Origin of the sequence: Nitrobacter sp. (assembly GCF_051535235.1) — a bacterium.
Taxonomy (GTDB): domain Bacteria; phylum Pseudomonadota; class Alphaproteobacteria; order Rhizobiales; family Xanthobacteraceae; genus Nitrobacter.
Map to the genome: position 1 here is coordinate 197631 of NZ_JBPPLZ010000005.1, position 12981 is coordinate 210611.

Annotated in this window: 11 protein-coding genes; 5 read left to right on the forward strand and 6 right to left on the reverse strand. The window is 64.4% G+C overall.

Translation table 11 applies throughout. The annotated features are described in order from the left end of the window. The first annotated feature begins 43 nt into the window (after positions 1-43). The gene (locus ACS3WA_RS09375) at positions 44-1411 is read left to right on the forward strand and encodes a TIGR03808 family TAT-translocated repetitive protein (RefSeq protein ID WP_438278259.1); all 1368 of its coding nucleotides are present in this window, start codon (positions 44-46) and stop codon (positions 1409-1411) included. A gap of 74 nt (positions 1412-1485) precedes the next feature. Here the strand turns inward: ACS3WA_RS09375 and ACS3WA_RS09380 are convergent, their stop codons facing one another. The 4 genes from ACS3WA_RS09380 to ACS3WA_RS09395 form a co-directional block, all read right to left on the reverse strand. Next, positions 1486-2004, reverse strand: coding sequence for a TIGR03809 family protein (locus ACS3WA_RS09380; protein WP_438278260.1), 519 nt, complete (start codon positions 2002-2004; stop codon positions 1486-1488). A gap of 356 nt (positions 2005-2360) precedes the next feature. After that, positions 2361-4214: a S8 family serine peptidase gene (locus ACS3WA_RS09385; protein ID WP_438278261.1), complete on the reverse strand. Its 1854-nt coding sequence runs from the start codon at positions 4212-4214 to the stop codon at positions 2361-2363. A 30-nt stretch (positions 4215-4244) separates the two neighbouring features. Next, positions 4245-4940 (reverse strand): hypothetical protein, encoded by a 696-nt coding sequence (locus tag ACS3WA_RS09390; RefSeq protein WP_438278262.1) that lies wholly within the window; start codon positions 4938-4940, stop codon positions 4245-4247. Beyond that, positions 4937-5506: a sigma-70 family RNA polymerase sigma factor gene (locus ACS3WA_RS09395; RefSeq protein ID WP_438278304.1), complete on the reverse strand. Its 570-nt coding sequence runs from the start codon at positions 5504-5506 to the stop codon at positions 4937-4939. The genes ACS3WA_RS09390 and ACS3WA_RS09395 overlap by 4 nt, the downstream gene beginning before the upstream one ends. Positions 5507-6063: 557 nt before the next feature. On the opposite strand from ACS3WA_RS09395, the gene ACS3WA_RS09400 reads away from it, so the two are divergent. The 3 genes from ACS3WA_RS09400 to ACS3WA_RS09410 all read left to right on the forward strand — a co-directional run bounded on the left by ACS3WA_RS09400 (position 6064) and on the right by ACS3WA_RS09410 (position 8994). Further along, positions 6064-7173, forward strand: a complete 1110-nt coding sequence (locus tag ACS3WA_RS09400) for a DUF2336 domain-containing protein (protein ID WP_438278263.1) — start codon at positions 6064-6066, stop codon at positions 7171-7173. A gap of 128 nt (positions 7174-7301) precedes the next feature. Next, complete coding sequence (locus tag ACS3WA_RS09405) at positions 7302-8012, forward strand: hypothetical protein (RefSeq protein ID WP_438278264.1); 711 nt, start codon at positions 7302-7304, stop codon at positions 8010-8012. 202 nt (positions 8013-8214) lie between these two features. Then, entirely contained in the window at positions 8215-8994 is a 780-nt protein-coding gene (locus ACS3WA_RS09410) for an enoyl-CoA hydratase (protein WP_438278305.1), read from the forward strand. 101 nt (positions 8995-9095) lie between these two features. On the opposite strand, the gene ACS3WA_RS09415 is transcribed toward ACS3WA_RS09410, so the two are convergent. Further along, complete coding sequence (locus tag ACS3WA_RS09415; RefSeq protein ID WP_438278265.1) at positions 9096-10946, reverse strand: acetyl-CoA hydrolase/transferase C-terminal domain-containing protein; 1851 nt, start codon at positions 10944-10946, stop codon at positions 9096-9098. 82 nt (positions 10947-11028) lie between these two features. Beyond that, on the reverse strand, positions 11029-12285 hold the full coding sequence (locus tag ACS3WA_RS09420; RefSeq protein WP_438278266.1) for a threonine ammonia-lyase: 1257 nt from the start codon (positions 12283-12285) through the stop codon (positions 11029-11031). A gap of 328 nt (positions 12286-12613) precedes the next feature. Between ACS3WA_RS09420 and ACS3WA_RS09425 the strand changes: the two genes are divergently transcribed. Then, complete coding sequence (locus ACS3WA_RS09425; RefSeq protein WP_438278267.1) at positions 12614-12901, forward strand: hypothetical protein; 288 nt, start codon at positions 12614-12616, stop codon at positions 12899-12901. The last annotated feature ends 80 nt before the right edge of the window (positions 12902-12981 follow it).

The following is a 12981-nucleotide window of genomic DNA, read 5'->3' on the forward strand; positions in this document are numbered from 1 at the left end:
CGTCGTTTCGGCGTCATTGCGGTTTTTCGCGTTACATCCTCGCATGGACATCGACCGCCGCCATATCCTCGGAGCTTCCGCCGCGGGCGTCGCCGGCGTGCTGGCGATGCCGGCAGACACCGCGCGCGCCGCCCCGCTGACGTCGACGCTCGGGCGCGACGTCTCCCATTACGGCGTGCGGCCGAATTCACCGGACGACCAGACCCACGCGCTGCAACGGGCGATCGACGAGGCGGCCCGCGCCAACGCGCCGCTCGCGCTGCCGCCCGGCGTCTATCGCACCGGACCGCTGCAACTCGCCAACGGCTCGCAACTCATCGGCGCGCGCGGCGCAACCACAATGATGTTTACCGGCGGGGCATCGCTGCTCACGAGTGAGGGCGCCGACCATATCGGGCTCGTCAACCTCACGCTTGCCGGCGGCGGCATTCCCCTCCCCGAACGGCGCGGCCTCGTCCATTGCCTTGGCGGGCACGACCTGAGGATTCTGGATTGCGAAATCACCGGCAGCGGCCGCAACGCAATCTGGCTTGAGAACGCCGCGGGCGAGATCAGCGGCAATGTCATCGAGAAAACCGCGACCACCGCGATCGTCTCGTTCGACGCGCTCGGGCTGACGGTGACGCGCAACACCATTCTGGAGACAAACGACAACGGCATCGAGATCCTGCGCACGGCGATCGGCGACGACGGCTCGATCGTCACCGGCAACCGCATCGCACATATCAAGGCCGGCGCCGGCGGCTCCGGCCAGCACGGCAACGCCATCAATGCCTTCCGCGCCGGCAATGTCATCGTCAACGGCAACCGCATCAGCGATTGCGACTACTCGGCCGTGCGCGGCAACTCCGCCTCCAACATCCAGATCACCGGCAACAGCGTCAGCGGCGTGCGCGAAGTGGCGCTGTATTCCGAGTTCGCCTTCGAGGGCGCGGTAATCGCCAACAACACCGTGGACGGCGCGGCGGTCGGGGTCTCCGTCTGCAACTTCAATGAGGGCGGCAGGCTCGCGGTCGTCCAGGGCAACATCATCCGCAACCTGTTGCCGAAGCGCCCGATCGGCACCGCGCCGGACGACGACGCCGGCATCGGCATCTATGTCGAAGCTGATACGTCGGTCACCGGCAATGTGATCGAGAACGCGCCGTCGTTCGGTATCATGGCCGGCTGGGGCAAGTATCTGCGCGACGTCGCGATCACGGGCAACGTCATCCGCAAAGCCTTCATCGGCATCGGCGTTTCGGTCGTGGACGGCGCCGGCACGGCGCTGGTGAGCAACAACGTGATTTCGGATACGCCGCGCGGCGCGGTGGTCGGCCTCGACCACGCCAGGCCGATGACACCGGACCTTGCCGCCGATGGCGCTGCCAAATACGCGCAGATCGCGATCAATGCCAACCTGGTGCGTTGAATTCAGGCCGGCTCGCGTCCCGCGAGCGTCCCGGAGGCAGGCTCTCGATTATGAACGTCCCATCGAAGCGGCCGCTACAGGGCGTTATAGCGCAGCATCGGATAGCGTTCCTGGAAAGTAAGCTGGCCCGGCACGATAGCCGCCGACATTGCGGCGCTCGATGCCGTTTGCTCTTCCGCCGGTGCGTCGTCGTTCGCCTCGACCAACGTATCCTCAGGCAGTGACACGATCGACGCCAGCGCCGCATGCACGGCCGCGGTTCCGCACTGCCGGGCCGTCGATGGTCCGGTCTCGTCCTGCGTTATGGCAGAGGTCTCCGCGGGCCGGTCGAGGGGCGACCGATCGATCGCCTGATTGTCAGGCGTCGCCTCGCGCCGTGCCAGCGCTCGCCAGGTTTCGACGGCAGCCTTCGCCTCAAGGATGTTTTCCATGAAGGCGTGCTCGGAATGGAAGCGGCGCCACCGTCCGCTTTCATAAAGTTCGATGAGATAGTCGAGCCGCTGTTCGGCGATCCTGCACCAGCGATCGAGGATGTGCTGAGCGTAATCCTGAACGTGCCTTCGGGCGAGGCCGGCGTCGCTTCGTTGAGTCATGGGACAGTCCGCAAGGAGGAGAACGGACGCAGACGCAACGAACGAATCATTCAAGCAATTGCTGGATATTCTGTGGAAAACTTTGGCGAAGTCCAGCACTTTGTGGCACGAATATGACGCCGCTCGCACGGGTTTCCACGGATGCGGCTGTCGCTGCGATTCAGAAGGTCCCTGAAACGAAGAGACCCGCCCGGGGGGACAACCGGGCGGGTCAAGCCATATGGGCGCTGGGGTGGATGGGCGCTCGCGCCTGATATAGCCTCGGGGGAGTTTTGGCTCCCACATTGCTTGTGTCGTCGCGCCCGCGAAAAACGTTCAAGGCGGCCCTGAATTTTTTAACGGTCTGGAAAGACTGATTATTTCGCGGAAGGAGCCGCCGCCGGCGGGTCCATGTTTGCGGGCGCGGGTAACGGTTCGCCCGCAGCGGTCGCGGGGTCCGCCTCGCCGGACGTCGCCGCGGGGGTATCGGATGCGGCAACGGCCGGCGCCGGATTGGATACGGCGATGACCGGCGCAGTTCCGTCCGCGGCAGAGACAGCGCCATCTGGCACGGCCTTCACGGCGTCGTACCCGTTCGCCTCGCCGGCCCCGAACAGATCATCGCGGCCCGGCGCTCCGAGATCGCGGGCGCTGGTCGTCAGGATAGCGCGAACGTCGGCCGGCTTCAGCGCCGGATTGCGCTCCAGCACCAACGCCGCGAGGCCGCTGACATAGGCGGCGGAGAACGAGGTGCCCGACGTCATCTGGTATTTTCCGCCCGGCGCGGGAAGAAAGATATCGACGCCGGGAGCCGCGACCGCGATATGGCTGCCGCGGTTGGAAGCGGCAAACAGTCGGTCGTCGACATCGGTCGCGCTGACCGCGATCACACCGGCGTCGGCGGCCGGATAAAGCGGCGGCGATTTCGGACCGGCATTGCCGCTTGCGGCCACCATGATGATGCCCTTTGCCGCCACGGCCGCGATGCCGCGCGAGACCAGCGCATCCTTCGGGCCGGCAAAGCTCATGTTGACGACCTGCGCCCCGTGAGCCGCCGCATAGTCCAGACTCCTGAGGATCGTGAACGACGTGCTCTCGGCCGCGCCCTGCGTCACGCCGAAAGCGCGGATCGCGAGAATTCTGGCGGCTGGCGCACTCCCCATCAGCCGCGCATGGGCGACGATCGCGCCGGCGATGCCGGTGCCGTGCACATGCGGCCCGTCCCTGGCATCGAGCGCATCGAAACTCCCGGCGATCGAGCCGGCCAGTTCGGGGTGATCGGCATCGATCGCGGAATCGATCACGGCGACGACGACGCCTTTGCCGTGTGCCAGCGTATGGGCTTCCGGAAGCCTCAGCTTTGCCAGCGCATATTGCGCGGGATCGCCTTCGGCGACCGCGGCCGTTGTCCTCTGGTCCTGCAGGACGTAACGGAAATTCGGCTGCACCGCGCGGACGGCTGCATCGGCGCGCAGCTCAGTCTGGACCTGCTCGACCGGACGCTGGCCGACGATGCGGAACAGGCTGACCGTGCTGCCGGTCAGCGGAAAATCCTGGGAGTTGATACGTTGGAGCCGGTGCCTTCGCGCCAACGCGGCGAGTTGCGCATCGGGCATGGCGGCGGTTTCGGCGACGATCTGGCCGGGCAGATAGTTGCGCGACGCAGCAGCTTGCCCCGCACTCCGGCGAGGTCCGCTGTTCTGATCCGCCGGCGGCGGACCATTGCCTCCGGGGTCGGCAACGAACGGACGGCCGTTGCATTCGCCGCTCATCACGCCGTCGCCGCGCGCACAAACCGGATAGGTGTTGGACGCGTAGCGGATATAGGAGATGCCTGACGCGGTGACGGCGGTGACCGGTTTTCGCGGTTTCGGCTCGCGGTCAACGGTCTTGCGGCGCAGCGGACGCGACCGCTCGCCGTCGTTCACCGGGACGTCCTCGCGTTCGATGACACGATAAGGAGCTTCGACATAGGGAGCTTCGATCACACCCAGCGGCAGTCCATAACCCAAACCGCCATAACCCAGCCCGATGCCACGATGGCCCCAGCCCGGATGGTAGCCGCCACCCATCCCGCCGCGTCCGGCCGTCACGCCGCCGCGCGATCCGAACGCCGAAGAGCCTCTGGATCCTCCTTGCGTGAGGGTTTGCGCGTGAACCGTGGGAGCGTCGAATCCGGCGATCCCGCACAGACCCGTCAAGGCGGCGAGCACGGCGCTCCATCTCGTCATGCTCGTCGCGCGCCGACGCATCGCCCGATCCTATTGAGCCGGAACGGCGAGATTGACGATCTTCTCACTCTGAAGCCTGCTGATCAGGTCGCCTGAGTCCTTCGGCGCCTTGCCGTCGAAACGCAACTGGAACAGTCCGCCTCTGGATACCGAAACGATCGTCGCCTGATAGGCATCGAGCAGCGCGCTGATATCCGACATGCGCGCGTCCGGTGCGAACCGCACCAGCACTTGCGGACTGGAGTCGGTGGCCAGCCCCCGGGTCAACGGCGTGTTTTCCGTCCGATGAGACGCGGTCTGGAACGAATGGCCTCCGTCCCTTGCCAGCATCGCGGCGATCACGCCGGCCTGAAGCAGGACGACGAGCCCGCCGATCGCACCGCTTGCGGCCAGCATGCGCGGCGAGAGTCCGGCAAAGAATTGCGAAATCCGCGCCGAGAGGCCGCGCGACATCGAAGCACTGCGCACCGGCTCGGCATCGATCGCGGCGAACAGCTTTTGCATCGGGCGAACAGACGGCGCGCCTAGACTTTCATTCAGCGAAATGGTTTCGACATACTCCTGCTGGATGACCGAATACTGCTTCGCGAGCGCCGGATCCCGCGCCAGCGCCTGCTCGACCCGGCGCGCATCGCGGGCACTCAGCGTTCCGGCTGCGTGCCACGGCAGCAAGGCCTCGATGTCGTCGGGTCCAGCCTCCACGATCTTCTTGTTCGCCGCCATCATGGCCAACCTCGTTCTATGCCGGCTGCCTTCAGCAGACCGGCAAGCTTTTTGCGCGCATAGAATAGCCGCGTCTTCACCGTGTTCTCGGGAATCCCGACGATCTCGGCGACCTCTTCCACCGATTTCTCGTGGTAATAGACAAGATCGACGATTTCCCGGTGTTCCGCCGAAAGCCGCGTCAGGCACTCACGCAATGCGTTACTCGTATCCTTCTTCTGGACCATCACCTCGGGATCGTCGGATTGATCCTCGATCGCGTTGGCGGTCTCATCGTCCAGCTCGGCATCCTTCCTGCGGCGCAGCGCCGACAGGGCCTTGAAGCGCGTAATGGCCAGCAACCATGTGGAGACGGCGGATCGGCCCTCGAACTTGCCGGCCTGGCGCCAGACGTCAAGAAAGACCTCGCTGATAAGATCTTCCGCGACCTGTTCGTTTCTCACGAGCCTCAGTCCAAAACGAAAGACTCTGACGTGGTGTCGCCCATACAGCACCTGCATGGCGAGGCGGTCGCCTTGAGCGATCCGGGCGATCAGGGTCTCATCCGATGCCGCCTGTGCCGCGCTCACTGGCCGTCTCTCAGAATTGGTCGGCGTTGCAGGGCTAAAGGTTCGACTGACAAAGCAAATCTTCTCAAATTGTCGGCATCGGCCATCAGGCAGGCTTGTGGTCTGATCTGCATCCCGGTGCGGAAGGATTTTTGCAAATGCGAAGAACCACCAGCAATAAACAGGAGTCTGGCAGAGGATTTGAATCTTGTACGTCAGCGACGCGGGTAGCACTCCACCAAGGTTGAGCCTGAATCAGCGGAAAGGGCAAGGCACCCGGACCGCCATGCAAGAGGACCACGCTGTAAGGCCAGCCTGACAGCGGGCCGCGAGCCTCACCTCCGCCCCCGATGGATGAAAATTCCTCTGCAGAAATAACCTGTTAACGATACCGTCGGGCGCCCCGCCGGCCAAAAGATACCAAACCTAAAGGCTTTTCCCGGTACACTCCTGTCAAGCTGCGGCGTCATCGACGGGCGCTTTTGATCCACGCTTATACCCGTACCGTTCCGACCGCGATTCGGATCCAGGCGAGCAGAATGTCGCTGCGTACGATGTGGGAACTCTAGGATAGAGCCATGGCTTCCAAATCGGCCGTCTCCTCCGCAAGTCTGCTTGACGAACTTCAGACTGTTCTCGCCCATGGCACCGTCGCGCGGCGGGTCGAAACGCTGCGGCGCGTCACCGACCTGTTCCTGAACAACGCGGTCGACTATTCCGACGAACAGATCACAGTCTTTGACGACGTGTTCAATTGCCTGATCCGGCATATCGAGACCTCGGCGAAAGCACTGCTCGCCAGGCGGCTCGCTCCCGTTGCCAAGGCTCCGCCGCAGATCATTCACGCGCTGGCCTTCGACGATCTGATCGAAATCGCCGCGCCCGTGCTGTCGCTGTCCGAACGGCTCGGTGACGATGCGCTGGTCGAGAACGCCCGCAGCAAGAGCCAGGCGCATCTGCTGGCCATCTCGACGCGGAAAGTTTTGAGCGGAGCTGTCACCGACATTCTGGTAGAGCGAGGCAACGACGAGGTCGTCAAAAGCACCGTCAACAATCCGGGCGCGGAATTTTCCGAGCAAGGTTTCACGCGGCTCGTCGCACGCGCCGAGGCCGACGACGACATCGCGATCTGCGTCGGGAAGCGGCGGCCGTCGATCCCGCGTCATCATTATCTGAAGCTGATCGCAAAGGCCTCCGCCTCGGTGAAGGCCCGTCTCGCCGCGGCCAACCCGGATCGGGTGAACGATGTTTCGGTCGCCGTCAGCGAAGTGGCACGGCGGGCACGTTCGGCGCCGGCGGCCATCAGCGAGGATACGACCATCGCGCACGGACTGGTCAGGTCTCTGTACGAAGACGGACGGCTCGATGAAAAAGAAGTCGCCTCATTTGCGAAAGCCGGGAAGTTCGACGAAACCAACGCCGCCATCGCCTGCCTCGCCAAAGTCTCGGTCGCCGTCGCCGAGAAAATGATGATCGAATCCAAAACCGAGGGCTTGCTCATTCTCGCGAAAGTCAGCGGGCTCTCCTGGTTGACCGTCAAGACCATCATCAACATGCGCAAGGATCTCACGGATATCGAGGTGACGGATATCAACGCCACAGAGCAGACCTATGAACGTCTGCGCCCGTCCACGGCGCAGCAGGTGCTGCGTTTTCACCGGACGCAACAGGCGGCTGACGCCGGCTGACGTAAGCGGACCGGACGGGAATGCCATGGTTTCGCCACGGTCGTTGAAATTCCCTTTTTCTGCCCCGGTGTGGCCACGCCCGGCGTTTCTTTTGTCGACCAATCGGCTGACAAAACGGGGAGATTGCCATGAGCATCAAGGCCAGAGGACGCTCGGCGTTGATCATCGCAGCAGGGCTATGTTTGGGCTTCGCAGGGCCGATGCGCGCGACCGACAGCGCTGCGGAACCGGCCAGTCCGGCCTCCCACGCTGAAAGCGCCGGAGCGCCGGTCAAGCTCAGCACCAACCACAAGCCACACAAGCGGCACGCACGAACGCGGAAATCAACCAAGCCGGAAACGAAAGCCGATACGAAAGTTCACGCGGCGACAACCGCTCACGAGACGACAGCGGCTGAGGACAGCGACAAGCAGACGCCGCTGCCGCCGGCCGTCGCCGACGCAAACGCCAATGCCGAGATGCCCGGCGCCATCGAAGATTTGCCCAGGACCGAAGCGGGCGCGCTCGCCAGCAGTGCCGGCCAGATGCTGTCCGCCAATCAGGGAAATCCTGCGCCGCAAGCCGGCAATACGAACTCCGCGGCTGTCGCGGATATCGTTTCGCCCGACGAACTCAACGAAATCGACCGCGCCCTGATCGACGACAAACCGGCCGAAGCTCATCTCGCACTGGCGTCCATCGACGTCGCGCCGTCCGCGAGCAGTGCCGACACCGCTGCACAGGCGGTGACGGGAAGCGACAACACCACCTGGAACCATACCTCCCTGATCGGCAAGATCTTCATCGCCTTCGGCGGCCTGCTCACGCTCGGCTCCGCCGCGCGGATGTTCATGGCCTGATCCCGCGTCCGTGCCGCGCCGGAAGCCGGCCGATATTTCTGTTCTTCCGCCGCCGGTCCGTCGCTCTCGCCGGACCGGCGTTTTGCATCCGCGCCACAGGTCGCGCAACGCAAAACGCAGCCTTGCGGCCTCGCCTGACCGCGGGCACATTGCCAACCGACACACATCCGGCGCGGCATGCAGCGGGAGAAGCGGGATGGCCATGAGCACGTTCGAGCACATCGTCGTCGAGAGAAAGGACGCGGTCGGCATCATCAGGCTGAACCGGCCGAAAATGCTCAATGCGCTGTCATTCGCGGTGTTTCGCGAAATCGCGGCCGCGGTGGACGATCTCGAGGCCGACGACGGCGTCGGCTGCATCCTGATCACCGGCAATGAAAAGGCTTTCGCCGCCGGCGCCGACATCAAGGAAATGCAGCCGAAAACCTTCATCGATATGTTCGGCGAGGATTTCCAGGCAATCGGCAGCAATCGCGTCGCCGCCTGCCGCAAGCCGACCATCGCGGCGGTGAGCGGCTACGCGCTCGGCGGCGGCTGCGAACTCGCCATGATGTGCGACGTTATCATCGCCTCCGATACCGCGAAATTCGGTCAGCCCGAAATCACCCTTGGCACCATTCCCGGCATCGGCGGCACGCAGCGCCTGACCCGCGCCGTCGGCAAGGCCAAGGCGATGGACCTCTGTCTCACCGGTCGGATGATGGACGCGGCGGAAGCCGAGCGGTCGGGTCTTGTGAGCCGCATCGTACCCGTCGACAGACTGATGGACGAGGCGATCGCCGCCGCCGAGAAGATCGCTTCAATGTCCCGTCCTGCCGCGGCGATGGCCAAGAGCGCCGTCAATCGCGCGTTCGAGACGACGCTGTCGGAAGGCATGAACGTCGAACGCGACCTGTTCCGCTCGACCTTCGCGCTGGAAGATCGCGCCGAAGGCATGGCGGCGTTCGTCGAGAAGCGCAAGCCGGCGAACAAGAACAGATAACGGAAACGCCTACCCTCCCCGTACAGACGCCGCCATAGCGGGCTTGACGCGCGTATCCATCTATCTTCGCGATATTCTTTGGACCATCGCCTTGACGAGAACTATTTCCCGCTGCTCCGCTTCAACGCGCCGTTGAGCAGCGCACGATAAAGCCTGTCCGAAAACCTGTTCGGATGATCGAGCCCCATGCGCGCCAGCGCGGGCTGTATCGACGCATCACCGGGGCGCAATCCCTCCATCAGCAAACCGGCAAGAGCCAATGGCGAACGCGATGCGTCACGCAAGGATTCAAGCGCGGGGATCAGCCGCTGCTCGACCTCGGTGAAATCGCTACCGAACGGAAACGCCGGCAGCAGGCCAGCCACCTGCGCGGGCTTCAACGCGGCGGCGATACGCGCCGGCGTATTGTCGCAATGCACTACGGGAATCCGGTGATCGCGCGGCAGCTTTCCGGCGTCGACCGCCTGCCGCATCAACTGGTCCTGGAAGCGCGAGTCCGCGACGTTGAGCATCGCCGCGATCACCTCGGCATCCGACTTGCCGCGCAGGTCCGCCACGCCGTATTCGGTGACCACGATATCGCGCAGGTGGCGCGGGATGGTGCCATGACCATAGGACCAGCGGATGTTCGACACCACGCCGTGCTTCTCGCGCCGCGTCGATTCCAGCGTGAGGATCGAGCGCGCGCCTTCGAGCGCGAAGGCCTGCGCGACGAAATTGTACTGACCGCCGACGCCGCTCACCACCTGGCCGTTGTCGAGGCCGTCGGAGATCGCGGCGCCCATCAGCGTCGCCATCATGGCGTTGTTGACGAAGCGCGCATCGACGCGGGCGCGGCGCCTGACGGCCTCGTCGCCGTACAATTCGTTGGTGAAGGACACCGCCGTCATCTGGATGCGCGCGCGCTGCGCGGGCGCCATCTCGCGCAAGGCGCGGTAGAATGATTGCGGACCCAGAAAGAACGCGCCGTGCAGAACAGCGCCATCGACCTCGCGCCTGAGCACGCCGGCCTGGATCAGCCCGAGGAACGCCTCGAACACCATTTCGCTGACGCCATAAAGACCGGTCGCGAACGGCGTGGTTTCTTTCATCGCGCTATTCGGCGCGAGCCGCGCCGCGATGTCGCGAAACCGCGCGTTGTCGCGATGACGCAGGATCAGGCTTTGCGCCAGCGCGTCACCGACCTGGCCAATGCCGATCTGCAACGTGCCGCCGTCCTTGATGAGCCCCGCCGCGTGCAGACCGATGGCGTACTTGATATCCGACACGGGCTCGGACGGCGGCGCGAACAGCGGAAAATCGGTCTCGGGGCTGTCCAGGATGGCGCTGAATTCGCCGGCCGGCAGGTCGCCTGCGCCGGGCATGAACGGCAGTTGCGAATTGACCTGTCCCACCAGCTTGAACGACGCCCGGCCGGCGGCACGGGCATGCAGCAGGTCGAGCGTGGTGTCCGTGTTGCAGCTCAGACTGTAGCGCGTCTCGCCGTTCACGACGCGTTTGGCCACGAGCTGGGTGATAACGTTGAGGCCACGGTCGAGGATGTAGGATGCGGCGTGGGTATAATTGGCGGCGATGTAGTGTTGCTGGGCATAGGCGTTGCGCAGCCACTTGCCCGCCAGGAAGAAGAATTCGGTGACCTTGATGTTCGGCGGCAGTTCGCCTTTGTGCAAGGCGGCGGCGTAATCGAGGTCCGGCCAGCCGCCGAACAGGCGCTCAATCACAGGGGCGATGAATCGCTTTTCCAACTCGCTCGACGGCCGCGGTTTCTCCAGCGTCAGCGCCGAAAAGAAAGTCAGGTCGAGATTGCGATCGGCTGCGGCGCGCCGATAAAGCTCATTGATGATATGATTGGCCTTGCCGAGCCCGAGCGGCAACCCCACCATCAGATGGGAGCCGACATCGCGAATGATGTCGTCGACGATCGCGGCGGGATCGGTGAAAATTTTGGGCATCAGCAAATGGTCTGCATATCGATCAAATTCGGTACACCTTCCCGCCTTGCACGCTGCGGCCCTCGCCGCAACGATACCATCGTCATTCGTTCAAATCCCGGGACAGCACCAGCCGGTCGCGGCGACGCGCTCTCACGCCTTTTGCTTCCAGGCCGGCAACAATGGCGCTGCCGTGCGCGGTGTCCTGCGCCTCGATCACCAGTTCGACTTCGGTCATGTTGGCGGACAGTGCGCTGAACAGGCGCTGATGCTGCACCTCGACGATATTGCCGCGGAGTTCTGCGATGATGCAGGCGAGTTCGGCCAGCGCGCCCGGCTTGTCGGATATCTCCACCACGAGATCGATCAGCCGGCCGTCGCGCACCAGTCCGCGCATCAGCACGTTGGCGAGCGTGCGCGTGTCGATGTTGCCGCCGGAAATGATCAACCCGACTTTCCGCCCCACAAACCGGGCGGGATTGCTCATCAGCGCCGCGAGCGCAGCCGCGCCCGCGCCTTCCGTCACGGTCTTCTCGATCTCCAGCATCTGGATGACGGCTTTTTCGATCAGGCGCTCCGCCACCGTCATCACCTCGATGCCATATTCGCGCAGGATCGCCAGCGGCAGCGCGCCGACGTCGCGCACCGCGATGCCTTCGGCGATGGTCGCGCCGCCGACCGAGACCGGGCGTCCGGCGAGATGCTGCGCCACTGCGGCGTAGGATTCCACCTCGACGCCGATCACCTCGACGGCCGACGCATGGTTCGCCGCCGCGATTGCGCAGCCCGCGACCAGTCCTCCGCCACCCACCGGCGTGAGAATGCAGTCGAGGGTGGGCTGATCCTCCAGCATCTCGATCGCCACCGTGCCCTGCCCCGCGATCACGGCCGGATCGTTATAGGGATGGACAAAGACGAGATTTTCGTCCGCGGCCAGTTGCCGGGCAAAGGCGGCGGATTCCGCCAGAATCTCACCCTCAAGCCGCACCCGCGCTCCGAGCTTCCTCGTCCGCGACACCTTCACGAACGGCGTCGATTTCGGCATCACAATGGTGGCGGCGATGCCGAGGTTGTGGGCATGATAGGCGACGCCCTGCGCGTGGTTGCCGGCGGACATGGCGATGACGCCGCGCTTCGTCTCCTCAGGCGACAGCGTGAGCAGCTTGTTGGCGGCGCCGCGCTCCTTGAAGGACGCAACGAACTGCTGGTTTTCCAGCTTGAGCCAGACCTCGGCGCCGCTGATATCGGACAGCGTGCGCGAATGAACCAGGGGCGTGCGGATCACCCGGCCGGCGAGACGGTCCGCGGCCGCCCGCAGATCCGCCACGCCGATGGATTTGCCGTGCTCTGCATCGCTCATTTTCATCCCTCGTGAATGGTCGAACGCGGGTTTATGCTACCTGCGAGAAATTCGAAACAGGTATCGTCGGCGGCCTCGCCTTGTCCGCGCGAGGCGGAGATCAGAGGAAATGGCGCTCCGGGTCAGGTTCGTGGAAACCGCCGGCGACATAGTCGCCGACCGCAGCCCTGCTTTCGCGCAAAAAGCATACCGACGCATTAATATTTTGCGATGCTGGGGCCACAACAGCCGGCGCCGGGAGGCCATCGCCCCGCCGGGACCGGCGCGGCGCGTGACAAACGGCGTCGGCCGTCGTCCATGATTTACGCGCCGAACGCAAGGAGCTCGAATGTCCGCCATTGATCCTTTGACCGCTGCGGGTGTCGTCCTGGCCACCGCGGCAACCGACGCCGTCTATGTGATGTTCACCTCGGCCGTGGTGGCGCGGCGGCGGGTGCCGGCGGCGACCTGGAGCAGCGTCTGGTACCTGCTCTCGTCCTTCGCGGTGATCAGCTATACCGAGAACTGGGTCTATGTGGTCTTCGCCGCGGTCGGCTCCTGGCTCGGGGCGTTCGCCACCATCACCTTCCTGCACCGCCCGCCCGGCGGACCGCCGGTCGGCGCGTCGGTGGAGTGAACGGAGCAAGACGATCTACGAATCGTCGATCGTTCTCGTCGTCATTCCGGGGCGCGTCGAAGGCGCGAACCCGGAATCCA